General features: G+C 70.9%; 19 protein-coding genes. 13 read left to right on the top strand and 6 right to left on the bottom strand.

All coding sequences use genetic code 11. The features are described from left to right. Positions 1–50 precede the first annotated feature (50 nt). Both ACH4U8_RS10040 and ACH4U8_RS10035 read right to left on the bottom strand, forming a co-directional pair. Entirely contained in the window at positions 51–1,652 is a 1,602-nt protein-coding gene (locus ACH4U8_RS10040) for an ABC transporter substrate-binding protein (protein ID WP_395776704.1), read from the bottom strand. 62 nt (positions 1,653–1,714) lie between these two features. Continuing rightward, entirely contained in the window at positions 1,715–3,013 is a 1,299-nt protein-coding gene (locus ACH4U8_RS10035) for a DUF1214 domain-containing protein (RefSeq protein WP_395776702.1), read from the bottom strand. A gap of 313 nt (positions 3,014–3,326) precedes the next feature. On the opposite strand from ACH4U8_RS10035, the gene ACH4U8_RS10030 reads away from it, so the two are divergent. Beyond that, positions 3,327–3,992 (top strand): TetR/AcrR family transcriptional regulator, encoded by a 666-nt coding sequence (locus ACH4U8_RS10030; protein ID WP_395776700.1) that lies wholly within the window; start codon positions 3,327–3,329, stop codon positions 3,990–3,992. Positions 3,993–4,628: 636 nt separating this feature from the next. Here ACH4U8_RS10030 and ACH4U8_RS10025 read toward each other — a convergent pair. Beyond that, positions 4,629–6,098 (bottom strand): MFS transporter, encoded by a 1,470-nt coding sequence (locus ACH4U8_RS10025; RefSeq protein ID WP_395776698.1) that lies wholly within the window; start codon positions 6,096–6,098, stop codon positions 4,629–4,631. Positions 6,099–6,428: 330 nt separating this feature from the next. Between ACH4U8_RS10025 and ACH4U8_RS10020 the strand changes: the two genes are divergently transcribed. From ACH4U8_RS10020 to ACH4U8_RS10005, 4 genes are all read left to right on the top strand, one after another. Then, positions 6,429–7,931 (top strand): IMP dehydrogenase, encoded by a 1,503-nt coding sequence (locus tag ACH4U8_RS10020; protein ID WP_395776696.1) that lies wholly within the window; start codon positions 6,429–6,431, stop codon positions 7,929–7,931. 440 nt (positions 7,932–8,371) lie between these two features. Beyond that, positions 8,372–8,893, top strand: coding sequence for a pyridoxamine 5'-phosphate oxidase family protein (locus ACH4U8_RS10015; protein ID WP_395776694.1), 522 nt, complete (start codon positions 8,372–8,374; stop codon positions 8,891–8,893). A 5-nt stretch (positions 8,894–8,898) separates the two neighbouring features. Continuing rightward, on the top strand, positions 8,899–9,987 hold the full coding sequence (locus ACH4U8_RS10010; protein ID WP_395776692.1) for a serine hydrolase domain-containing protein: 1,089 nt from the start codon (positions 8,899–8,901) through the stop codon (positions 9,985–9,987). Between the two features lie 538 nt (positions 9,988–10,525). Beyond that, the gene (locus tag ACH4U8_RS10005) at positions 10,526–11,926 is read left to right on the top strand and encodes a PLP-dependent aminotransferase family protein (RefSeq protein ID WP_395776690.1); all 1,401 of its coding nucleotides are present in this window, start codon (positions 10,526–10,528) and stop codon (positions 11,924–11,926) included. A gap of 18 nt (positions 11,927–11,944) precedes the next feature. On the opposite strand, the gene ACH4U8_RS10000 is transcribed toward ACH4U8_RS10005, so the two are convergent. Both ACH4U8_RS10000 and ACH4U8_RS09995 read right to left on the bottom strand, forming a co-directional pair. After that, the gene (locus tag ACH4U8_RS10000) at positions 11,945–12,799 is read right to left on the bottom strand and encodes an NAD-dependent epimerase/dehydratase family protein (protein ID WP_395776688.1); all 855 of its coding nucleotides are present in this window, start codon (positions 12,797–12,799) and stop codon (positions 11,945–11,947) included. A gap of 72 nt (positions 12,800–12,871) precedes the next feature. Beyond that, a complete protein-coding gene (locus ACH4U8_RS09995) occupies positions 12,872–13,276 on the bottom strand; it encodes a cupin domain-containing protein (RefSeq protein WP_360316272.1) in 405 nt (134 codons plus the stop codon). Between the two features lie 747 nt (positions 13,277–14,023). Here ACH4U8_RS09995 and ACH4U8_RS09990 point away from each other — a divergent pair. The 8 genes from ACH4U8_RS09990 to ACH4U8_RS09955 all read left to right on the top strand — a co-directional run bounded on the left by ACH4U8_RS09990 (position 14,024) and on the right by ACH4U8_RS09955 (position 23,935). Further along, on the top strand, positions 14,024–14,542 hold the full coding sequence (locus tag ACH4U8_RS09990) for a hypothetical protein (RefSeq protein WP_395776686.1): 519 nt from the start codon (positions 14,024–14,026) through the stop codon (positions 14,540–14,542). Positions 14,543–15,095: 553 nt separating this feature from the next. Continuing rightward, positions 15,096–16,448, top strand: coding sequence for a choice-of-anchor A family protein (locus tag ACH4U8_RS09985; RefSeq protein ID WP_395776684.1), 1,353 nt, complete (start codon positions 15,096–15,098; stop codon positions 16,446–16,448). 142 nt (positions 16,449–16,590) lie between these two features. Then, a complete protein-coding gene (locus ACH4U8_RS09980) occupies positions 16,591–18,054 on the top strand; it encodes a PAS domain-containing protein (protein ID WP_395776682.1) in 1,464 nt (487 codons plus the stop codon). Positions 18,055–18,583: 529 nt separating this feature from the next. Continuing rightward, the gene (locus ACH4U8_RS09975; protein WP_395776680.1) at positions 18,584–18,958 is read left to right on the top strand and encodes a CAP domain-containing protein; all 375 of its coding nucleotides are present in this window, start codon (positions 18,584–18,586) and stop codon (positions 18,956–18,958) included. Positions 18,959–20,136: 1,178 nt separating this feature from the next. Next, positions 20,137–21,450 carry a ferric reductase-like transmembrane domain-containing protein gene (locus ACH4U8_RS09970; protein WP_395776678.1) on the top strand — a complete coding sequence of 438 codons (1,314 nt, stop codon included), beginning with the start codon at positions 20,137–20,139 and terminating at the stop codon, positions 21,448–21,450. Positions 21,451–21,542: 92 nt separating this feature from the next. Next, complete coding sequence (locus ACH4U8_RS09965) at positions 21,543–21,731, top strand: hypothetical protein (protein ID WP_379992203.1); 189 nt, start codon at positions 21,543–21,545, stop codon at positions 21,729–21,731. A gap of 150 nt (positions 21,732–21,881) precedes the next feature. Next, entirely contained in the window at positions 21,882–22,562 is a 681-nt protein-coding gene (locus ACH4U8_RS09960; protein WP_395776676.1) for a response regulator transcription factor, read from the top strand. Between the two features lie 389 nt (positions 22,563–22,951). Continuing rightward, positions 22,952–23,935, top strand: a complete 984-nt coding sequence (locus ACH4U8_RS09955; RefSeq protein ID WP_395776674.1) for a lytic polysaccharide monooxygenase — start codon at positions 22,952–22,954, stop codon at positions 23,933–23,935. Between the two features lie 356 nt (positions 23,936–24,291). On the opposite strand, the gene ACH4U8_RS09950 is transcribed toward ACH4U8_RS09955, so the two are convergent. Next, positions 24,292–24,732 (bottom strand): hypothetical protein, encoded by a 441-nt coding sequence (locus ACH4U8_RS09950; protein WP_360316245.1) that lies wholly within the window; start codon positions 24,730–24,732, stop codon positions 24,292–24,294. Positions 24,733–24,970 lie beyond the last annotated feature (238 nt).

Raw genomic sequence — 24,970 nt, 5'->3', positions numbered from 1 at the left:
GCGGAGGCCGCGTACGGCGGTGTCGCGCGAGCGCGCTTGGGGGTCGGCCGCTACGGGGCGAGGCCGAGGCGGTCCATGAGGACCGAGCCGGCGTTGAACAGTTCGACGCCGGCGACGCGGTCGGTGAACACCGGACCCTGGGTCGATTCGGCGTACACCCACATCGGCAGGTCGGCCGCGAGCGTGCGTTGCAGGTCGGTGTAGGCGGCCTTGCGAGCGGCCGGGTCGGTGGCGGCACGGCCGGCCGCGAGGGCACGATCGGCGTCCGGGTTCTTCCAGCCGATCAGGTTCTGCGGGCTGGTGGAGACGAACGCGTTCCAGGCGCGGGGTTCGGGGTCGATCACCCAATCCTGGTAGAGGGTGGCCTGGTAGTTCCTGTTCACCGCCACACGGGTGATGTACGCGGTGATGTCCAGCGGTTCGATGCGCATGGACACGTTGCGGTACGCGCGCAGCCGGCTCTGTAGGTACTGGGCGATCTTGTCCGTCACCGACGCCTTCGGGACGACGAAGGTGAAGTCGGTCGGGCGGCCCTGGGCGGCGAGTTCGTCGAACAGGCGCTGTGCCTCGACCCGGTCGTGGGCCGGTTGGGCGGCGCCGGGGTCGAAGAACGGCGAGCCGGTGTTGAAGTAGCCGCGGGCCGGAACCACGCCGAGATCGAGGGTCCTGGCCATCTCCGCCGGGTCGATGGCGAGCGCGAGCGCGCGGCGGGCCCGGACGTCGTCGAAGGGGGCTCGGGTGAGGTTGAACTGCACCGCCTGGCCGCCGTTGGCACGTACCGGCCGGCTGTGCAGGCCGTGCTTCGCGCGGTCGAGCAGCGCCTCGGCGCCGATGACGATGTCGGCTCCGCCGGAGCTCAACGTGTTGTACTGCTGTTCGATGTCGCCGACGACCTTCACATTGACCTGGTCGAGATGGGGCAGGCCCTGGTCCTTTTGCCAGTAGGCGGGGTTCTTCCGGTAGATCTGCTCGGCGCCGCGGGTCCAGCGCGCGAGGGTGAACGGCCCGGCGCCGATCGGCTGATTGCGGTACACGTCCGGCCCTTTCGCGAGCACGGAGGGGGCCGCGACGAAGGTCAGGTCCACCGCGACCGTGCGATCGAAGGTGGGGTTGGGCGCGGCGAGGGTGATGCCGAGGGTGAGCGGGTCGACCACCCGAAGGGTGAGCCCGAGGGCGGCGACGCGGTGTTGTGAACGCACGTCGGGCCTGGCGTGCATCTCCCAGTTGGTACGCACCGCGTCGGCGTCGAACGGGGTCCCGTCGGAGAAGGCGACGCCCCGGCGCAGCCGGAGAGTCCAGGTGGTGCCGTCGGTCGTGGTCAGGGCCTCGGCGAGGTGGGGCTTGACGGTGTCGGACTCCGGGTCGAGGTAGACCAGCGGGTCGTAGAGCGCGGCCATGCGGGCGTTGTCGGCCGGCGCGCCACCGTAGCTCGCGCCGAACGGGTCGAGGGAGTTCGCCTCGCCGGTGGCCAGCATGGTGAGTGTGCCACCGGCCCGCGGGGGCCTGGTTCCGGCCCGACTCCCGTCCCCGGTCGGCCCGTTCCCGTTGCCGCCCGTGTCCCCGCCCGCGCATGCCGTGGTGGTCAGCAGCGCGGCGGCGATGAACGTCGCGGCGACCGTTCGGGGGCGATCGGCATGTCCGGCAGCGCGCATGTGTGGTTCCTCGCATCGAAGTTGGAGCGTCCGGCGAACGGGTGGTGGCGGATGGTCGGGGGTCAGCGGCGGAAGCGTCGGGCGAAGTGGGCCCGGCGGCGCGCGAGGGAGACGGCGCGTTCGGCGCGGGACGTCCGGCGCGCGTCGGCGGGGACGCGGTCGTCGAGGTCGGCGAACGGGACCACGTGGGCGACCGGCGTCGGCGCGGTGCGGGCCCGGACCCAGCGCCAGGCGACGTGCCCGGCGGAACGTCCCTCGGTGTCCAGCCAGTTGGGCAGTCCGGGGTCGGTGTGGGCGACCACGATGCGCACCACGCCGTCGGCGTCCACGTGTGCTTCCTGGCCGTTGAGGGCGTTCTGCCGGTTGTGGATGTCGAGCGATTCGAACCACGGCCTGCTGTAGAGCATGACGCTCCAGTAGTCCGCCTCCGGCGCCTCGGTCTCGATGAGCAGCGCCTGGTCCGGTCCCAGTTCGTAGGCGCCGCCGCCGTAGCGGATGCCCTGGGCGCCGCCGGGTACCGAAGCCGGCGGCGAGATGCGGTTCGGGCCGCCCGCGCGCTCGTACACGGTGTCCATGAAGGGGCCCCAGTACTCCATCGTGGCCCGCTGCCACACGGTGGCCTCGGCGATGCGGGCGGCCAGCCGCGTCGGCGTCAGCGGCGCCGGGAACCGGCCTGCCGAGCCGATCCGCTCGATGACGAACTCGCCCGTGCGGTCGAGGTCCAGGTCGCACACGTACACCCGGATCGACAGGTATCGCGCCCGCCGGTCCAGTCGCAGCCACGGCCCGGTGTGCTCGCCGGGCCGAACCGCGGCGACGACCAGTTCGAACGACCCGTCCTCGGCGACGTCGAGGGCATCGATGTCGCACTCGGCGAACACGCCGTACTGCTCCATCTGCATGTCGCCTTCGACGACCGACACGATGAGGTTGCGCACCCCGGCGAGGTTGCCGGTCACCCGGTAGCCGTGGTCAGCGTCGACGCGGGCCCGCAGGTACACGTTGTCGACGTTCGGGCCGCCCCACTTGACCACGTCGTCGTCGAATCGGTGGAACGTCGGGAACGCCGGATCGCCGTGCTCGACGGTCGACTGCAGCGCGTGGATCGCCACCCGGGTCAGGTGGCGGAGGCCGTCGGCGGGATCGGGGTGATCGCCGGCGCGGATCGTGTGACCCAGGTCCGCCAGTTCCGCGCAGAACCGGTCCCACGTGGCGAAGCACGCGGCAGTGGCCTGCTCCGGCGTCGCCGGTGTCTCGGGCGTTGCTGCGGTCTCGGGTGTCTCCGGCCTCTCGGGTGTTGCCGGTGCCTCGGGCGCCGCCGGCTGCGCCGGGTCGTCGAGCGTTTCGAAAGTGTCGGCCATGAGGCTGCCCGCCCTTCTGATCTGAGCACGTTTTGAGGCGACGCCTTAATTAAGGCACCGCCTTAGTAAGGCACGGTGCACATGCCGAGTCAAGGGCCATCCCCACCCGGGGAAGGCGCGCTCACGGGCGGCTCCGACGCGCCCCCAGGCGTGCCCCGGATCCCGTCTCGGGCAGTCCCGCCCCGCGGTCACGCAGGGTCGGCACCCGCTCGCGACGATGGTCGAACCCGCTCCCCGAACGGCCCGAACCGGCTCGCACAAACCGTCGAACCCGCTTTCCCGGATCGCTCGAACCCGCGGTTACGCTGGCCCAATGCCTCGCGACGCGACCACCACCCGCAACCGGATCATCGATGCCGCCGAACAGGTGTTCGCCGAGCAGGGCGTCGGGGAGTCGAACCTGCGCGACATCCACCGCCTGGCCGGGCAGGCCAACAAGTCCGCGCTGCACTACCACTTCGGTACTCGCGACCGGCTCCTCGACGCGGTCATGGAACGCCACCACGCGCACGTCGACCCGCTGCGCGCCGCCCTGGTCGAACGACTCCGCGCGGCCCCCGCCCCACCGGACATCCCGGCCGTCCTCGACGCCCTGGTCGCCCCGCTCGCCGCCCAACTCGGCACCCCGTCCGGTCGCAACCGCATCCGCATCGTGGACCGGATGCGCCACGACCGCGGCCTGTCGGCAGCCACCCTCATCCCCGAAGACGCCGCTCCCGAACTGCCCTGGCTCTTCGATCGGTTGAACGACCATCTCGCGCATCTCCCGCAGTCGGTACGGGAGTTCCGCGTGCTCTCCTGGTCCGCCATGTCCACCGGCGCGCTCGCCGACTGGGCCCGCCACAGCAGCGGCACCACGGCTCCGCTCGGCTTCACCACCGACGAACTCGTGGCAAACCTGGTGGTCATCGGCACCGCGCTCTTCACCGCCCCCGCCCCCGCCACACCCGCGCCTTCACACGACCGGCAGCGGGCGTGACCACCGGCCGCCCGCGTCGCGGCCGCGCGCACGGACGGCCCCGGCAGCTCCCGGCGAGCGGTCGGCCCTGCGGTACCTCGCGTTGTCGACGACCGTCGGCCCGACCGGAACGGAACGCCCGGCTGCGGGAGTACGCGCGGTGCGTGCCGACCACGACGTGACGACGACGGCGGCCCCGGCAAGCCGCGACCAACACGGCGGGAACGACGCGTGAGTCATCGCCCACGGAGTCGTCACCGGTCCGCCCGCGCAGGACGGCCGGGCGACACCAGGAGCAGGCACGTCGACGGTACGACCGGCGCAGGGAAGGGAGTTCCGCGCCGGCGCATCGAGCCGACGAACCCTGGCAAGCCCGTCGGGGTGGTCGGGATCGCGACGGGGGCTCGGATGTGGGGGCGGGCGGTCCCCACGTCGCCGGCGAGACCGGAGCGGTGAGGTGCAACTCGGGCAGTTCGCCGCCGTGTTCGACCCGCAGGGCGTCGAGCCGGCCGGAGCGCACGACCCACCCGCCGGCGATGCCGTCGTTGTCGTCGCCGAAGCCCCGAAAGGGCCCGTCCGGCACCCGCCGGGCCGGGCGCCGACCGAGCGAAACCGCGATCCCGCACCGTGCTCACCTGTTCCGTCGCATCGGGCGGGTCACTCGTGTGTGCGCCTGTCCGCAGTCGGTCGATTCGGGCCACGTGGTCCACGCGGGTCGGGGTGCAGGAGGAAGGTGAGTGTGAGGCCGACGAGGAGAATCGCTGCCACCAGGGCCGCGGTGGCCGAGATGGCGGAACTGCTCGACGGGAGAACGCTCGTGGGGCCCTCTCGGGAGCCCGCGAGGGCGATGTAGGCCGCGACGACGAGGGTGATGCCGGCGGCGGTGCCGATCTGACGTACGGCGTTGTGGGTTGCGGCGGCGACTCCCGATTGTTCGCGCGGGATCTCGCGGAGGGCGATGTGGGTGAGTTGGGCGCCGGCCAGGCCCACTCCGAGTCCGTACAGGCCCAGCCATGCCGTGGGCGTCCACCAGGTCGACGGAGACAACGCGGCCAGGGCGAACGCGCTCATGGTGGCGATTTCGATGCCGAGGCCGGCGCGCACCCAGCGGAGCGGGGCATGGCTGCGGGTCCGGCTCGCGAGGGCTCCCGCGATCAGCACACCCACGGACAGTGCCGTGGGCGCGGCGGTGACCTGGGTGGGCGAGGCGTGGAAGGTCTCTCGTATCCAGCCGGGGATGACGGCCAGGAGGCCGAACTCGCCGAGGGCGATCACGCCGGCGATCAGGTTCGCGGTCCTGAAGCCGGTGTTCGGGCGCAGGGCCGACGGCGTACGGCGGGGTCGACGGAGGACGAGGACCAGGGCGGTCGCTGCGGCGAGTGCGGCGGGGGCGATGGGCAGGGGCCATGGGCGTCCGAGCAGCTGCGGGGTGTCGTGGGGTTGCCACCAGCCGTGGAGCGGGCCGTCGACGACGGCGAAGGCGGCCGTCACGAGAACGATGGCGACCCTGGCCGTTCGGCGTTGGTCGACGGTGCTGTGGTGGCCGGGGATGGGGGCGTGGCGCGTCAGGGCGATGAGCATCACCGCGGCACAGGCGGGCGCCGGTGCGGCCATGGCCCAGCGCCAGGAGTGGTGTTCGGTGAGCCATCCGCTCAACAGGGGGCCGATGGCGGCGCCGGCGCCGATGGTGGCGCCCCAGAGTGCGAAGGCTCGCGTCTGGTCGTGGCCGGGGAGGTGGTGTCTGAGCAGGCCGAGCGAGGAGGTGGTGAGGACGGCTCCGGCGAGACCCTGGGCGGCGCGTACGAGGAGGAGTTCGGTGGGGTGGGTGCTGGTCGCGGCGGCGAGGGCAAGGACCGCGAAGGCGGCGAGTCCGGCGAGGAAGACGCGGCGGTGTCCGTGGCGGTCGGCCAGGGCGCCGGCCGGGAGGAGGGCGGCAGCGAGGGTGATGGCGTAGGACGCGAACAGCCATTGGGTGTGGGTGCGATCGATGTGCAGGTCGGTGGCGATCCACGGGAGGATGGCGGACACGCTGCTGGTGTTGGCCACGACCAGGGAGGCGCCGAGCCCGGGTGCGAGTACGCCGCCGCGTCGGAGTGTTGTGGTCGAGGGGGCGGGTGGTGCGTTCATCCGGGCGCCGTTCCTGGGTTGGGTGGGTCGGTCGCGGAGCCGTACCCGTGTGCGGGGTGGTTGACGAGCGTCGGCGGGCATTCGGGCGACGGTGCGGTCGGTGTGTCGGGGTGGGTTAGGATCGCGCAACCGTTGTCACCCACCGCACGCTCTCGAACCCGTGGCGCAGCCGTCCGGGATGCGGTTCGTGCACCTGTTCGTCTCATCGTGTGAACCCGCCGGGTCTGTCCGGTCCGTTCGGCGTTGCGTCGTGTCGGTGCCGGGCGATCCCGTCGATCGCGGCTGGGCGCGGGGGCGGGCGTGCGTGGCACGTATGAGAGGACGCGCGCCGTGGAGGTTCTGTCCGAGGTCTCGCGCACGCTGGGCGAGTACCTGCTGCTGCCGAACGAGACCACCGAGGAATGCACCCCGGACCGGGTCGATCTGACGACCGCGTTGGTGCGGCACCGGGTCGGCGAGGCATCGCCGTTGCGGGTGGCCACTCCCCTGCTGAGCGCGATCATGGAGGCGGTGTCCGGCCCGCGTCTGGCAATCGCCCTGGCGCAGTGCGGCGGTTTGTCGTTCGTCCACCAGAACCAGCCTGTCGAGGCACAGGTCGAGGATGTGGCGACGGTCAAGCGGCACAAGGCAGGTTTTCGGCCCGCGACGGTGTCGCTCAAGCCCACCGCGACGCTGGACGAGGTCGCGGAGCTGGTCCGGGAGTCGGGGGCGGAGCAGGTGCCCGTGACCGAGGACGGAACGGTGGGCGGACGGCTGGTGGGGCTGATCGGTCCCGGTGACTTCCACCGGGACCGCCACGGCGGGGGCGCGCCGGTGTCCGCGCGCATGCGCGGGGTCGGAGACCTTCTCACCGCGCCGGTGGGCGTGTCCCTGGGTGACGCGAACGCGTTGTTTTGGGACCGGCGCGCGGACGTGCTCGCGGTGGTGGACGGCGCGGGCGTGCTCGATTCGCTGGTCCTGCGCCGCGACTACGACACGCACAAGCGGTTCCGGCACGAGAGTGTCGACGGTCTCAAGCGGTTGCGGGTGGCCGCCGGGGTCAATACGCGTGACCATCGCGATCGGGTGCCGGCGTTGGTGGAGGCGGGCGCGGACCTGTTGTGCATCGACTCCTCGGACGGCTACTCCGTCTACCAGGCACGTGTGCTGGAGGACGTGCGTTCCGCGCACGGGGAGGGGGTGTACGTGGGTGCGGGCAATGTCGTGGACGGTCGGGCGTTCGAGTACCTCGCGGACGCGGGCGCGGCGTTCGTCAAGGTGGGGATCGGTGGCGGCAGCATCTGCACGACGCGGGCGCAGAAGGGGATCGGCCGCGGTCAGGCGTCGGCGTTGTTGGACGTGGCGCAGGCTCGGGACGCGTATGCGCGGCGGACGGGCGAGTATGTGCCGCTGGTGTGCGACGGGGGCGTCCTGGAGGACAGCCACATGGCGATCGCGCTCGCCATGGGCGCCGACGCGATCATGCTCGGTCGCTACTTCGCGCGCACGAGCGAGAGTCCGACCCGGCGGGTGCGGGTGAACGGGCAGGACTACAAGGAGTATTGGGGCGAGGGTTCGATACGGGCCCGCAACACGGCCCGGTACGAGCACCACGAGCACACGCAGGCGGTGGCCTTCGCCGAGGGCGTGGACGGGCTGGTGCCGTACGCGGGCAGCCTGTACGACGCGGTCGCGATGACGACGTCGAAGATCCGCGCGACGATGGTCAGTTGCGGCTCCACGTCGCTGGAGGCGTTCCGGGAGTCGGCGCGCATGGTGGTGGTGTCGGAGCAGAGCTTCCGCCAGACCGGCGCCGAGGTGCTGGTGCGCGAACGCGCCGACACCATCGGCTGACGTACGACGAGGCGATCGCCGCGTTGTGGGGGTACGCCGCCGACACCGGCTACGGCCGGATCGCCGCGCTGCGCCGTGGCGATGGCGTGTACGGCCTCGTACGCGTGTGCCCCAAGCGGGACCCCCGACGCAACCCGATTCCCGCCCCGAACGAACCACGACACCCCGTCCGGACCAGCCGGGATTCCCCGTTTTGCCGAACGACTTCGACCGGGACTTCCCCGATGCCATGGGAGCATTCGTCAGGCGCGTCCTCGCACTCGCGAGCAGGTGTGCCTCGTGGCGACGGCACTCGGGTGTGCGCGGTCCGATGAGTTTCTCGGCGCGTTCAGGTCATCATCATGACGGCACGTAACACCTACCAGAGGGCATGACGGGTCGGCTCGGCGGTGCTGCTTCCCGGTGTCGGTTGGCCGACCATGCCTCATCGAGGAAGTGACATGTTGGACAGCGAACCGGACACCGTGTTGGGGTCGTTCTCGTCTCCGGACGCGCGAGCGACGCCGTGGGCGTCGGCATTGGCGGTCATCGGTGCGGCGGAGGTGTTCTGGCTTTCCACGACGCGGCCCGACGGGCGACCGCACGTGACGCCTTTGTTGGCCGTTTGGAGTTTGGGGGCCATGTGCTTCACCACGGGTGGTCGCGAGCGCAAGGCACAAAACCTCGACCGCAATCCCCGCTGTGTGCTGACGACCGGCACGAATGCCCTGACCGGTGTGGACGTCGTCATCGAGGGTGTCGCGTCCGTGGTGGACGGGCGCTCCGAGCGTGAGCGGGCGGTCGCGGACTTCGAGCTGAAGTACGGCGCACATCTGACCGGCCCGGAGGGGACCTGGTACGGGTTGGGCGAGGCTGTCATCGGGGGCGACGTCAGGCTGTATCGAGTCGCGCCGACCGTCGGATTCGCTTTCGGCAAGCTGCCGGTGGCCAGTCAGACTCGCTACACGTGGCCCGGCCGGTGACCACGATGGCCTCACTGCAGCAAAAGGTCCAAGACGTCCTGGACGACCTCGTCGATACGGGAGCCGAAACCGGCTTGCAAGTGGCGGTGTACCACCGCGGTGCGCTCGTCGTCGACGCCGTCGCCGGTGTCGCCGACGGCCGGACCGGGCGCAGGGTGACCGCGGAGACCCCGTTCTTCGGTTTCTCCGCCGGCAAGGTGGTGACGTCGCTGATCGCTCACCTGCTCGTCGAGTCCGGTGTCGTCGTGTACGACACGCCTGTGGTCGACCTCTGGCCGGAGTTCGGTGCCCACGGCAAGGCGACCGCGACTCTTCGGCACGTGTTGACACACTCGGTCGGTGTGCCGGCGATGCCTCGTGGCATCGGCCCCGCCGACCTGAGCGACTGGTCGCGGGTGTGCGGCGCGATCGCCGACGCCGAACCGCGATGGCGCCCCGGTACTCGGACGGGGTATCACTCGTTCACCTTCGGCTTCCTTGTCGGCGAGGTCGCACGCCGGGCCGCGGGCAAACCGATGCGGCAGCTTTTGCGGGAGTGGATCGCCGTGCCGCTGGGCCTGGACGGTGACCTGTTCTTCGGTGTGCCCGCAACCGACCTTGCCCGCCTGGCACGACTCGAAGACGTCGCGCCACAACCGGTCGTCCCACCCGACGGCAACGCCATGCTCGCGCCCTGGGAACTGCGACCGACCGCGGCGATGGGCAACAGCCACGAGATCCTGCAAGCCGACATCCCCTCCGTCGGTACGTTCACCGCGCGGGCGATCGCCGCCATGAATGCCGCGCTCCTCGACGGTCGGCTCATCGATGCACACCGGCTCGACGAGGTGACGGCGGTGGCCTTCGAGGGCACCGACCTCGTCTTCGGCAACCATGTGCGACTGGCGCTGGGCTACCCGCTCGGCCGCATCGGCGCTCGGCCGGACGAGGGGCTCACCACGTTCGGCTGGGTCGGTGGTGGCGGCAGTTACGTCTATGCCGATACCGCCACCGGCACCTCGTTCGCCATGACCAAGACCCGTCTCACCCCCCACTTCGACACCGCACAACGACTCGCGGACCTGACCGCAGCCGAGATCGATCCCCCTGCTTGAGTCTCGGCACCGGAGGTTGTTTTCCGCTTCTTCAGCCGGGACAGCGCGTGTTCCGCCCGAACTCGCCTCCGGGCAGCGCGGATGCGTTCACAGCTCGACGACCACGGCATGCCGCGCCGAACGCCACCCCTCCGGCGCCGGTTGCGGTGGATGGCCACCGGAGCGCACAGCCCCTACGGCGGCCGGTCGACGAGGACGTGTGAGGCCCGATCGTGTGTGGGCCAGGACGGCGGCGGGTGGGCGAGGGCCACGGGCCCACCTGACCAAAGGCCCCGGACGTGATGCCACCGCTCGACGCCCGGTCGAGGGGGAGGACGCCCACATCCGGGCTCGGCGCACCCGCCCGAAGCAGTCGCCCATGGAATCAGGAGAGTACGACGAACATGTGGCACCGAATCGGCACCGATGAATCGGGCATGACGGTCTTCCTCGGACCGCGCCACCCCGCCGCGATTGCGTCGACATCCCGTTGAACGCCTCGCCGACCAGGCGCGCCGAGGCCGTTCCCGTCGCCGGCGTCGATCTGCACATCGACCTTGTGCGACGTGCCACCGGCGCCGGTCGTTCCCTGGAGGACGCGTTGCGCGAGGCCGTGCGCTCGGGCCGGCTTGCCGCGGGGACCCGTCTGCCCGGCTCGCGCGCGCTGGCGTCGGACCTGGGCCTGGCACGTGGCACGATCGTCCGCGCGTACACCCAACTCGCCGCCGAGGGTTGGTTGACCGGATCGCCGGGGTCCGGCACGCACGTGGCGCACGTGAATGTCCCCGGACCCTCCGACGACGATCGCCGCAGGGAATGTGCACCGGAAAAGCGTCGTTGGCGGGCCGATCTGCGGCCCGGTCGACCCGACCTCGCGTCGTTTCCCCGAACGGCGTGGACGGCGGGTGTCCGCCGCGTCCTGGATCGGGTCGAGGCGGAGCGCCTCGACTACGGTGACTTCGAGGGAAGCGCGACCTTGCGCACGAGCGTGGCCACGTACGCCGCGCGGGCCAGGGGTGCGCGGGTCACCCCGGACGCGGTCGTCGTCACCGCGGGATTCAGCCACGGACTCGCGCTGCCGGCACGTGCACTGCGCGGCATGGGGGTACGGCACGCCGCAACCGAGGACCCGGGGCTCGCGCGGCATCGCGAACTGCTCACGGCGGCGGGCCTGACCTGTGTGCCGCTGCGGGTGGACGAGTTCGGCGCCGATCCGGCCGGCCTCACCGCGGAAACGGGGGTCGCGTTGCTCACGCCGGCGCACCAACATCCCAGTGGTGTGGTGCTGTCGCCCGCACGGCGTGGCGAGTTCGTCGCCTGGGCTCGACGCACCGAAGGGTTCCTGGTCGAGGACGACTACGACGGCGAGTTTCGCTACGACGGCAGACCGGTGGGGGCGCTTCAAGCGCTCGACCCCGAACGGGTCGTGTTCGCCGGCAGTGTCAGCAAGACCCTCGCGCCCGGGTTGCGCCTCGGTTGGCTCGTCGTGCCGCCGGCGCTGCGCGTCCCGGTGTCGGCGGCGATGCGCGAGAGCGGCGGCGGCGTGTCCGTGATCGAGCAATCGACGCTCGCCGATCTGGTCGCACGCGGCGACTACGACCGGCACGTGCGCCGCGTACGTTCGGCGTACCGGCGGCGGCGCGGCGAACTCGCCGATCGCGTCGCCGCGGTCACCGGACTCGCGCTCGTCGGGGTGGCCGCCGGCCTGCACGCGTTGTTGCCCGTGCCCTCCGCCGAACACGAACGTCGACTGGTCGCCGCCGGCGAGTACGTGGGGCTGCGGTTGCAGGGCCTGCACACCTCCGGCTATCGGCATCCTGCCGACGCGTCGGCCCCGGCCGCGCTCGTCCTGGGCTACGCCACACCACCACCGCACGCGTGGAGCCAGGCGCTGGACCTGCTCGGCGACGTGCCGGCGGCGGAGGGACTGCGGGCGGGGCCGACGGGCACCCGGCGATAGGGGCGTCCCCTCGGGGACTTACAGGGTGTCGAACCCGGACCGCCATGACGGGTGGGTCGGGATCCAGCCCAGGTGTTTGCGGGCCAAGTGGTTGTCCGCGCCTCGGGCCCAGCCGGCGTGCGGCACGCCGATCGCTGCGGCGGGCGACGGCGCACCCACCGCACGGGCGAACGCCGGCACCCACTCGTCGGCGGTCGCCGGCTCGTCGTCGACCACGTTCACCAGGCCGCACGGCCAGTGCAACGCGGCCGCCGCCGCGGCGGCGGCGTCGTCGACGTGAACGAAACTCGACACGTCCGGGCCGCCGGGCAACCGAGCCGCCCGCGCGTCGGCCGCCTTGCTCCCGTCGGCCGCAAACCAGGTACCCGGGCCATAGAGCAGGCCATAGCGCAGCACCACCCATTCGGGCAGCTCGCTTACCGCTCGTTCCAGGGCGATCACGCCCTCGACCGTGCCGCGTCGAGGTTCGATGGTCGTGGCGTCCAGCGGCGTCCTCTCGTCGGCGGGCTCTTCACCCGCCTCGTACGCCCACGCGATGCTCTGCGCCACGATGCGCCGAACTCCCGCCTCCTGTGCGGCATCGACGAGATTACGGGTGCCGACGGCGCGCATCCTCGCGTTGGCCACGAGGTCGACCGCGGACAGATCGGTGAGTTGATGCATCACCACGTCGGGCTCGGCCCGGCTGACCACGCGGGTGAGCGCCTCGCGATCGTAGACGTCCGCGGACGCGACCTGGACGCCGTGTGCTCGCAGATCGGTCGAGGCTTCCGGGCGACGCGTCAGCGCTGTGACACGATGCCCCGCGGCGACGAGCGCGGGGACGACCCGCCGGCCCAGGACGCCGGTCGAACCGGCAATGAGAATACGCATGTTCGCAACTTCGGCTTTCGGTCGTGGTCGGGCCGAGGCGTCGGTGCCCCGGGCGGTGTACGGGTTCGGCGCTCACCCGGTCGGTCGAGGCGCCCGGCGGTCCCGCCGTACGAGCAGTTCCTCCGCGTCGACGAGGGTGAGCATGGGCTCGCCGGGGACGCCGACCATGACCACCACGAACCGGCTCCACGCGTCCGCGAGATTGTTGCCCGCCCGGTAGTGGATGACATCGCCGCCCGGCTCCCAGAACGCCTCGCCGGCGCGAATGATCCGCTCGGGTTCGCCTTCGAGCTCGAACACCATCTCGCCTTCGAGCATGTAGCCGAACACCGGACCCGAGTGCCGGTGAGGCGGCGTACCCGCGTCTCCGGGCGGCAACTCGACCGTCATGGCCATCACTTCGGCGGCCGTGGGCAGAAACGGCGGAGTCTGGTGGAGAAGGGTCGTCAGTACCGTCCCACCGCGCTTTTCGGTCATGGCCGCAACGGTAGGCGTGCATCGGTCCGCGTGAGTGGTCCACTCGGAGTCGATTCCGATGGACCGGTCGCGCGGCACGTGAGCATCACCTCGGCGGCCCCTTGGTGCACCCACTCGACGTGTTCGGCCGACCCGTGGTTCGAGGGCCGCCGGATCACGGGTCTACGCGGGTGGCGGGTGCGCGACAACGGAACTCCCCGAAGGACTCGACCGGTTGATGGCAGACCTCCCTTACCGTTCATGACGATTCCGAGCCGCCACCGCACACATCCACGGCCCCGAGTTCCGATCGCGGATGGGCGGGTCGGCCGCGATGCCAGGTGGAGCGCCGCCGACGCGCCCATTCGACGCCCGTCCGCCCTTCCCGCCGTCGGCCCGGGCACGAACCCCCGCCCCGGGAACATCCGGGCTTGGTGAACGAGCGTCGCGCCCGGCCGGGCGGGCGCGGTGGAAGGTGCTCCTCGTGGCCGCCGTGATCTTTGAGCGGACGTTAAGGGACGGCTCAACACCGCTTAAGGACGTGCCTTCGGGAAGGCCGCTACGGTGGCGGCCCGACGCAGGTTCCCCGTGCCGGGAAACACCGTGCCGCGCACGCGGCCGGGCGAAACTGCGAGGTCCACCAAAATCGCCGTCAACATCCGATCCGCGCCCCCGGCCCCGCAGCGCCGATCCCACGCCCGGCCCCGAGACGCCGTCGCTCCCGCGCGTCCGCGCCCCCCGGTGCCCGGAGCCATCCGGGAAACGACGATGCGGCGCGCCCGCCGGGCCGCCGCCTCCCTCGCGCTCTGGGTGACGACGACCACGATCGTGACCGCCCTCGCCTGGTGGGGGGTGCGCGCGGTGCTGCGCGACACCGTCTTCGAACGGCCCCCGTTCCCGGCCGCGCCGCAACACAGCCCGTCCGCACAGGCCCGGCCCCAGTCGTCGGAAAGCCCCGCGGCGCCGACCCCGACCGGCAAGAAGGTGGTGGCGGCCCCGCCACCCGCATCCACCCGTCCGCCGTCGAAGTCCCCGACACCGAAGAAGAGTCCCCCCGACGCGAACACGACGCCCGGGATGTACCAGGTCCTCGGCGGGCGGGCGTCCTTCGAAATCGGTGCCACGTCGGCATCGCTGATCGCCGCGACCCCTGCGCCGAACTGGGCCGCGAAGGTGTGGAACAGCGCCGAGTGGATCCGGGTGGACTTCACCAAGGACGGGCACACGTCCTCGATTTTCGTCACCTGGAACGACCACCCGCCCGTGGTCTCCACCCACGAGGAATAGGCGGGCCGCACAAACCCGTGTCGGGTGTGCCCTTCGGTCCGGGGTTCGTTGAGCCGGATGTGCCTTCGGGCCGATGCACGGGATGTGCGCAGAGGCTGCTCCCGGCCGTGGGTGGTTTCGAACGGACCGCCGCGCTCCACGGAGCCGATGCCGTCCGTACTTCCAACCCGACGACGGCGCGTACCCAACGCCGCCGGGTTCGGAATCGACAGGCGTGGTGCCGTGTCCGGCCCGTCCGCTTCTTCCTGCCGCCCGGTCGACCGGGCCTCGTGCCGCCCGGTCCGGCCGACCACCTCGCGTACGGCGTGCGGGCCGCGGTGCGTCGTGCTCGCCCGCTGCGGCCCCATCGAAAGCCATCGACCTCAGGAAGTGTCGGTGCCCGTCCGCGGGGGCATCTCCCAATACGCGTGTCGACGCCGTGCCCTGCGGGAAGATTCCCGCACCCGCCGGCGATGTTCTTGAGATTCTTTTAAGGCGACACTAGGCCAATATTAATCATGAACCACCAGGTGGACGAGTTCATTTGTGGCACGGGCTGCTAATCTTTCGCGTCGTGAGAATCAATGGAAAGAACATGGCGGGCGTCACCGCGGCCATCGCCGCAGCGGCCGCTCTCGGTCTGATCGGCGCAGGACCCGGTTACGCGGAAAAGTCGGGCGGCCGGTCGGCGTCCTGTCCGACCTCCGGAGAAATGCCGGCCATAGGGAATTCGCCGCGTTTCACCGACAACAATGTGGCGCTTTTCGCGGGCGGCGACTACACGGCCGACGGTGCGGCCGCGGAGGCCGAGGGCCTGTTGGTGGTCAAGGGGCGGGCGACGTTCGCGAAGAGTTCCGGCGGCGTGTTCAACGTGGGCCGTGTGGGCGCCGGTTCGGGCATCCTGCCGACCTCCGGCAACGTCATGCTGGCCGTCGGTGGTGATCTCTCGATCGCCAAGGGTACGACGGTCGACGTCGGCTCCGGGCTCACCACCGGGCCCAAATATGGTGGTTCGGTACAGATCGGCGGCTCCTTGAACGCCGCCGGCTCGTTGCAGACCAACGGCGGGGCCGGCCCGTCGCAGATGGGGCCCGCCCGGGCGATCGAGCCGTACGCCGGCTTCGACCGGACCCTGCAGGACGAGTCCGCATCGCTCGGCGCACTCAAGCAGACCGGCACGGCGATCCGCTCGGGCGCGACCGTGACGTTCAAGAGCACCGCGGCGAGCGTCGGGAACATCCAGGTTTTCGCAATATCCGCGGCGGATATCAACGGCGCTTCGTCGTTCGTATTCGAGGCGATCCCGGAGAACTCCTCGGTCCTGGTGAACGTGACCGGCACACCGGGGATATCCATTTCGCCGATGTCCGTCGGATTCAACGGGGAACGCGTCGATATCTATTCGTCACCCAAATACGGCCAGGCCGCTTCGCGCATCCTGTACAACTTCCGCGAAGCCGCGTCCCTGACCCTGGGCGGCGGCGGCAACTTCATCGGGTCGATCCTCGCCCCCAAGGCATCGGCGGATCTGACGGCGAGCACCAACGGCCGTCTGTACGTCGGTGGGAACGTAAGAATGCACGGGACGGGCAACGAAAGCCACAATTATCCGTGGAGTGGCACGCCGGCCTTCGCCTGCAAGCCCGAACTCCCCGCGCCTCCCACACCGTCCGCATCCGTCCCGCAGCCCTCCCGACCGGGTACGCCCGAGCAACCGGGCCTGCCCGACCGGCCGACCCCGTCCGCGGAGTCTCCGGGCGCCACGCCGCCGGAGTCGGCCGGCCCGAACACGCCCGGCGACGGCAAGTCGCTGGCCGAGACCGGTGGTTCGCACGCAACCGTCCTCGCCGTGTCCGCAACGGCCGCGGTCGCCCTGGCGGGTGGCGCGGGCGTCTTCGCAGCCGCCCGGCGCCGCCGCCGGACGTGACGGCACGGCGACGCTGACGGGACCGGGGCGGGGCGGCCGAGACCGCCCCGCCCCGGTCCCGCTCACAGGACCACGTCGCGGCACCGACCTCGCCTCCGACTCCGAGATTGGCGTCACAGTGAACTACGCAGACCTTGCACCCGTGGAGCCGCACACCCCCGCCTGGACACCGGCGGCCACCACCGACCCGGTCCCGCCCGTCACCTGCGGCGCCCCCGCCCGTCGCACCGCCCGCTTGCCGCGCATCACCGACGCCTTCCCCCAACCGGTCCTGCTCGTGGACTGCAACGGAACCGTCGTCGGCGCCAACACGGCCGCCGTCGACGGTCTGCAGGCACCCACGACCCACCTGCTGGGCCGCGGGGTTCTGGACATCCTCCCGCAGTTCGACCTCGGCCGTACTCCGGGCGGCGTCGCCTGCGACGACGACCGGGACGACGAGCCGACGCACATGACCGTACGGTGCACCGACGGCTTCGAGTTCACCGCCGAGGTCGCGATCCGCCTGGTGCGCCGAGCCGACCTCGACGACGAACCGGCATCGCCGATGTCCCCGCCGGCCGGGCCCGCCCCGCACGGTCTCGACCACGACGACCGCGACTTCCTGATGGTCACCGTCACCGACGTGACGTCACAGCTCTCCGCGGAGCGCGCCTGCCGGCGCCTGAACCGGCAGACGGAGCTGATCCTGCGGGCCACCGCCGAAGGCATCGTCGGAGTGGACATGCGCGGCCGGATCGTGCTCGCCAACCCGGCGGCCACCCGCCTGCTGGGACGCCCCGCAAGCGAACTCCGCGGCCGCGAACTCCTGCCCCTGGCACTGCACTCCACCGAGGACGGCAGCCCGCTGCCCCCGGAGGAGTCGCCGCTGACCGACACCCTGCGGACGGGACGCAGCCACCACGACCTCGGCGCCGTGTTGTGGGGCCGAGACGACACGTGGCACCCGGTCCGGCTCAGCACCGTCCCGATGACCGACGAGGGCCACCTCGTCGGCGCGGTCGTGGCCTTCACCGACCGATCCGCCGTGCACGCGGCCGCAGTTCGCCGCGACCGGCTGGCCGCCGTCCTCGACCACGAACTACGCGCCCCGCTCGACCGGACGGCGCAGATCCTGACCCATCTCGTCGAGGACCCGGCGGGCGTGCTGTGGCCCGAAGCCAATCGCATCCTGCGGCAACTCGCCGAGGACTGCGGCCAGGCCGCGCACCTGGCCGACCGGCTGCTGCAACCGGCCGACGGCTCAGCACAACCGACGGCCGAACTCGCCCGCCGGCAGCAACCCGCGGCGCACGTCGCGACGACCGCAGCCACCCATGCCCAGCCCGCCGCACAGCCCTCCGCACAGCCCGCCCGCCGGGGCCGGCACGCCGACAACCGTGACGACGACCTCCCCGACGCCCACGCCACCGCGCAGCGAAGCCGCCCCTTCGGCCCGCCCCCGGTCACCGTGCCGGGCACCGTCGTCGACGCCGGGCCACCACGCCGCCGGCACCGACAACTCCCTGCGGCGCCGCGCATCGTGGTCCGCGCCCTGGAAGCCGGTACGACCACGTCCACCGCGCCCTCCGACGGCCGAGGAGCCATCGGCGCCAACCGGACGTGAGCCCGGTGCGTATCCACAACGCCCGTATCCGCCCGGGCGCTTGAGACTTCAGGAAGGACCGAACGTGGGACAGCATCGCCGTCGCGACAGGACCGGGAGCCACCGGCGCCCGACGTGGCCACAGGCCGGGGCCGCACCGCTCGGCGCGCAGCGCGGCGTGGCGTACGCCGTGGGCGCGAGCGTGCTGGCCTTGGGTGTCAGTGTCACCGTCGTCGACCGGGCGACCGCCCCACGGCACAACGTCGTCGAAGCGGCACCCGCCGCAGACGGGTCCCCGGCCGCCTCCGTATCGCTCATCCCGCCCGTACCACCCGCTTCGTCGGCGAACTCCGACGCGCCCGCGGCCCCTCGGACGGCTCCGCCCGCCACCCGCCCGACCGCCCGTTCCGAGCCGATCAAGGCCGCCACGCAACCCGCCGCGGCACCACCCCCGGCCCCTCCCCCGACCGAACCGCCGACCAAACCGCCGACCAGGGAAGCACCGACACCACCGCCGGCCGGGTCGACGTTCGCGAGCACCGTCCTGCGCATGGTCAACGGGCAACGCGAGGCCGCCGGACTCCGCCCACTGGCGACGGACGCCGAACTGGTGCACGTCGCGGACACGATGAGCCGGGACGCGGCCACGCCGAGGTATGCGAACGACACTCGCACCAGTGCACGCGACCGATGGAACATCGGACCGTGGACTCGCGGCGGCCTCCCGCGGATCGCCGGGATCGGCGGCGCGAGCCTCGCCTTCGGCCAGCCCTCCCCCGAGGCCGTCCTCGCGCTGTGGATGCACAGCCCGCAACACCGGGCGAACATCCTGGACCCGCGCTGGACACGCGTCGGAGCGGGGGTCCACATCGACGCAATGGGTGTTCCCCACTGGACGCTGCTCCTCGGGTACACGGTCCACTGACCGTGATCCGTCCGGTCCCCGACGATTCACACGGCCATCCGATCCGCTTCCGGGGAATTCCATTCGGCACGTCTTCCCTACACTTTTCCTCGCTCCCGGCGGTCCGGTCGCGGGGGAAACACACGCGGCCGATTGTTCGGTCGAGCCGAGGGCGAGAGCATGGATCGAGCAATTCTCGAACTATTCAACGACTGGGGCCTCGTCGGGCATTGTGGATTCTTCCCGAGGCATACGGACGAACCTTTTCCGCTTGCCGAAGGCCGTCGACGCGGGCGCGGGAACGGGCGGCGAGCGTCCATGGCCGGGCTCATCCGACCTGGTCGTACAGATGTACGCACCGGCACCCAAGGAGACGAAGTACCCGCTTCTCGTTCCGTGTTCGGGCGTCGAGGCAGCCTGCGCAGCCGAGTTCGAAGGGCCGACCCACGACGGATCGGCCTGCCGACGGACACCGTCCACGCGACTTCCGAATCGCCCGGTCGTGCACGACGAAACGGGTGCACGGTCACGCGGGGCAGGCGCTCCTTTGCCGACCCGGACATTGTCTTCGGCAACAAGCCGGAGCGGGTCTCTCAAACTGACGTCAAGGAAGTCATAAGTTGATCTTAAGTACCGTCGCGGTCGGGCTTTTCGTCCTGACAAGCCTTCGGTTCGCCGCTATTTTCCCGCCTATGCCGCACACCGCCGCACAGCACCCTCGTCCCGACGGTATTCACAACGCGGCGTCACGCCCCGGAGGCCGACGCCGCCGCGCGGCCCCCGTCGGTACTTCCCCGGAAGCCGCAGTGCCCACACGACTCGCGCCCGGTCCGCTCACGATCGGGAAGACACCACCACTGGTGGCACCCGTGTCCTCCCGGGGACCGGTGGCGCCACCCGTATCCCTGTCTCCGTCTCCGTCCGCGTCCCCGTTCCCGCCCGCTTCCGCGTCGACCGACAACCCTCCGGCGGCATCCGTGCCCGCACACGCACGCACCCTGTCGTGGACACAGATCGAGCCTCCCGTCGTCCCGCGCACGGCACCGTCACCGTCACCGTCACCGTCACCGCAGGCTCCCCCTGCCGATTCCCCGAAGTCCGCAACGCCTCCGGCACCTCCACGACTGCCCGTCCGCGCCGAAGACCACCCCATGCCCGGGAGCGAGGGGCCCAGGACGGGAGCGGGCACGCACCGAACCGTGGCCCCACCACGAATCTCCCCCCACGTCCCGCAGTTCGCCCTGCTGTTCGTCGGCGGGACGACCTTCGGCATATGGGCCGCACAGATCCGACCCAGCACGCGCCTCGCCGCCCTCCTGGCGACCGCAGCGCACCTGACGGGGTTGCTCGCGGGTCTGGGCATGTTGGCGATGCTGCTCCTGATGACGCGTATACCGGCGGTCGAACACGGCATCGGCGCGGACACACTGGCGCGTTGGCACGCACGCGGCGGGCGCACAATCGTCCTGCTGATGCTCGCCCACACCGGACTCGCCTGGTGGGCCTACAGCGCCTACAACCATGTGGGGCCCGTCGACGGGCTGCTCGACATCCTCGGCTACCCCGCGCTGGCCGCCGCCACGTTCGGCTGCGCGCTCCTGGTCGCGGTCGCGGTGTTCTCCGCGCGCGCGGTGCGCACCCGGGTGAGCCACGAGAGCTGGCTTCGGATCCATCTGCTCACCTACGTCGGGACGGCGATCGCCTTCTTCCATCAGCCTGCGGGCCCCGACCTCGGCGGAGCGCCGGTCCTCGCATGGTTGTGGACCTTCCTTCATGTCCAGGTCGCGGTATTGCTGGTGTGGTACCGGGTCGTCGTCCCGCTTCGTGCGCTGCGCCGTCACGACATCCGCGTGCTGCGCGTCTACGACGAAACCCCGGACGTCGTTTCGGTGCTCATGACCGGCCGCGGGCTCGCGTCCCTGGACGCCGCCTCGGGTCAGTTCTTTCGTTGGCGATTCCTGACCCGTCGCCTGTGCTGGACGTCGCTGCCCTTCTCGGTCTCGGCGCCCGTACGCGACGACACGCTGCGCATCACGGTCAAGGTCGTCGGGGATCACACCCGACGCGTCAAACGCCTGCGGCCGGGCACCCGGGTGCTCGCCACGGGCCCGTTCGGTGCGATGACCGCCCGACGCCGCACCCGCCGCAAAGTACTGCTGATCGCGGGAGGCATCGGGATCACCCCGATGCGCGCCCTGTTCGAAACGCTGCCCGGCGAACCGGGCGACATCACGTTGCTCTACCGGGCGACCGACTCGGCGCAACTCGCGCTCCGGGAGGAACTGGAAGAGATCGCGTGGCGCCGCTCGTGCCACGTCCACTACCTGCTGGGCTCCTCGCGCGGGCCCGACAACCCCGTCACGTCCGCGCGACTGCGCCGACTCGTACCCGACATCGGCGAGCACGACGTGTACCTGTGCGGCTCGCCGGACATGACGCGCGCGACCCTGCGAGTCCTGCGCCGCGCCGGTGTGCCACGCGGGCAGGTCCACGCCGAAGTCTTCGACGCCTAGCGCGTCTTCGATCCCCCGCCGAGCAACTCCCGCGTGGCCGACGCCCGCACGCGCCGACACCTCCCCTTCGCTCCTTCGTTCAAGGAACCGTCATGACTCTTCGTCGCACGGCCACCGCCCTCTCGCTGACGGCCACGAGCGTGTTGATCGTCGCCCTCACCGGCGTTCCCGCACCGAGCGCGCCGGTTGCCCCGGACCGCACGAGTTCGCAGGGCGCGCCGGCGACCACTCCGCAGGCGGCGCCCGGTTCGGGGACGATCGCGGGGGCCCGGGTGCCGTGAGATCGCATCGGACGACCATGCCCGAACGGGCCGGTAGCAGAAACCGGCCGCTTATTTCGCTTTCCCTCCGCCTCCTTTCCGGCCTTGATTTCCCGCAGGGTTTCGATTCCCGATCTCCATGGCGACGCCGAGGCACTATGGTCTCGGGTCATGGCTCAGGTGCTCTTGGTTGAAGACGATCATTTTGTACGTTCCGCTCTGATTCGATTCATCACGCAGGAAGCTCATGGAGTTCGCAGTGTGGGAACCGCCCTGGACGCTCTGCGTGAAATCGCCCGGCAATCCTTCGACGTGGTCATTCTCGACCTGGGATTGCCGGATCTCGACGGTGGTGAGGCACTGAAGATGTTGCGCGGCATATCCGACGTCCCGGTCATCGTCGCGACCGGTCGTGACGACGAGGCGGAAATCATTCGATTGCTCAACGCCGGCGCCGACGACTATGTGACGAAACCGTTCTCGGGAGAGCACCTCCGGGCACGGATGTCGGCGGTGATGAGACGCTACGACAGACGCCGCGACGCCCGCGACGTATTCGTCTGCGGTGCGTTGCGCGTCGATGTCCTGCGCCGTGAGGTGGAGTTCGACGGCAGGACGGTGGACCTGACCCGGCGCGAGTTCGACCTGTTGGCGTGCCTCGCATCCCAGGTGGGCGCGGTGGTGACCCGCCGTGACATCCTCGCGCAGGTATGGGGCCACGCCCAGGGCGACGACCAGACCATCGACGTGCATCTGTCCTGGCTGCGACGCAAGCTCGGCGAAACGGCCCGGCAACCACGCTACGTGCACACCGTGCGCGGTGTGGGGGTGAAGCTCCAGGCACCGACCTGACCCGACCGAGCCGCCGCCGGGGTCGGGCGCGCCCACCGCACCCTCGGCTCACGGCTGATGGCCGACGGCTGACGGCTCACGCGGGAATTCCGCTGGCCGGGGACACCGAGAGAGATCCCCACACATCCGTCGAAAATATCCGTGCTCAGGTGTGCATCACGAAGGGCGAAGCAAATGGCACCGACGGTGGCCGCCGCACCCCACCAGCGGACCCGGCATGTCCACGACCGCGCCTCCCTTAAGTACGACTCATCTCCCACATAAACGCTGCTCTGGATCGGACCGATTCCTTCGTAATCCCTTCTTCGGCTTCCTCGTTGACGTTAGGTTCCAATGCAGCCCCCGTACCCCACACGAACGAAGGACAACCGTCGGTGAAGAAGCATCCGGTGCAAATTCTGGCAGCGTTTCCGTTCACGCTCGCGCTCGTTCTCTCCGGAATAGGCACGGGAACGGCGTTCGCGCATGGCACGTCGCTGAATCCTCCGAGTCGTATCCAGTTGTGTTCGACCCAGGGGGGCGAGAATCCGGAGAACTTCCGACTCCCGGCGTGCCGCGCCGCCAAGGCTGCGGTGGGCGACAACCCCGCCCCGTTCTACGACCCGAACGCGGTCAACATCGCCGATGCCGCGGGCAGGCATCGGCAGATCATTCCCGACGGCAAGTTGTGCAGCGCGAACAACCCCCAGTACGCCGGTCTCGATCTCCCGCGTACCGACTGGCCGACGGCCAACCTGCCCTCCGGGGGGTCGTACACGTTCCGCTACAAGGCCACCGCGCCCCACAAGGGCACGTTCGAGTACTACATCACCAAGAACGGCTTCGACGTCACCAAACCCCTTCGCTGGTCCGACCTGGAGGCGGCGCCGTTCGTGACGGCGACCGATCCCTCGCTGGAAAACGGCTCCTACGTGGTCCAGGGCCGCTTGCCGGCGCGGTCCGGCCGTCACCTGATCTACATCGTCTGGCAACGCTCCGACAGCGGCGAGGCGTTCTACTCCTGCTCGGACGTGGTCTTCGACGGCAGTGGCAGTTCCGTCCCCGCCCCCACCGGCAAGTCCTCCCCCACCACTGCGGCGGCGGGCGGCGGACACGACGCGCACACCCGGTCCGCCTCGGGGACTCCCACCGCAGCCTCGTCGAAGCCCCGCACGGAACCGGCCTCACTCACCCCGTCGAAGCCCGCTGCGGCACCGGTGCCCGAGTCCGAGTCCGCGGCGCCGGAACAGGCCCCGGCACCGGTGAACCCCGAACTCGCCCGGACCGGCGGGAGCGGATCGCAGCCCGGGCTGATCCTGGCCGGCGCCGCAGCCGGATCGGTCGCCATCGGCTTCGGATCCCTCGTCTACGCCCGCCGGAGGACCTCGCGCTGATCACGCCCGACGCGAGCGGCGGCACCGTCGTAAAACGGTGCCGTCGTGTTGCCCCCGCCGCACACGAGGCGTCCCGCGTCGCCGCCCACACGGCACGAACAGACATCCGTCGTCGATCGGTTGATGTCGCAGTCCGACTGTGAGGCGCGGGCCGCAGCGTCGCGCGGGAACGGTGAAGCTCAGGCGGGCGGCGACGGCGTGGATCGGGCGGGCGAATCGACGAGCGCGCCCCCCGGCGGGTCGACCAGACGGTCGACCTTTCGCCGGCCGGAGTCATCATGCAAAGCGTCAAGGCTGCACGTGAGCGACGACGAGGGCTCGGCGCCCCGCGGCACGAGTGCGCCGCCGATCCCCGCTCAGCGACGGCCGGTGGACAGGATGACGAGGAACTGGCCGCCACCCGCCTCGATGTCGGCGGTCACCGGCAGCCCCGGTGCCAGTCGGGAGAACCGGTCCACCAGCCAATCCGCCGCCGCTTGGGCGTCCTGCCGGGTCGGACAACGGCCCACCATCTCGCGACCCCCCTTGCGCTCCAGTCGCGCGGCAACGGCGATCAGCGGGGCGGGTTCGACCACGTACGGACGGTCCGGCCAGGCGATGACCACCTTGACCGCACCCTTGCGGGAATTGCACCCGCGGTGCGCAAGCCGCTCGGCGACCTTGGCCTTCCGGTCGGTGGTCCGACTGTCGACACTGGGCCCCTGCGGGTCGTTCACCGACTTGTCGGGGTCGACCGGTTCGTCGCACACCCAGCATCGCCAGCCGTCGCGCTCGGCCACATCATCAAGGAGACTCACCCGAGCAAACTAGCCTGCCCAGCCGCCACTCCGCGCACCAGGCCCTCGCCAACCGGGTGACCTGTGGGGTCTCGAAGCCGTCCTCCTCGTATCCACTGCCTCGCGGATCGCCGACCACGGCGTCGGGGGGGGGGGGGGGGGGCCCCCCCCCCCCCCCACCACACCCCCCCCCCCCACCGCCCAACGGGGCCCCCATGGGGGGTGGGGAGACACAGCGGCACAAAAATCACCGCGGGCG

The organism is Embleya sp. NPDC020886, assembly GCF_044333915.1.
Lineage (GTDB): Bacteria > Actinomycetota > Actinomycetes > Streptomycetales > Streptomycetaceae > Embleya.
Note: the sequence above shows the minus strand (reverse complement) of the source record. Positions and strands in the feature narration are given on the sequence as shown.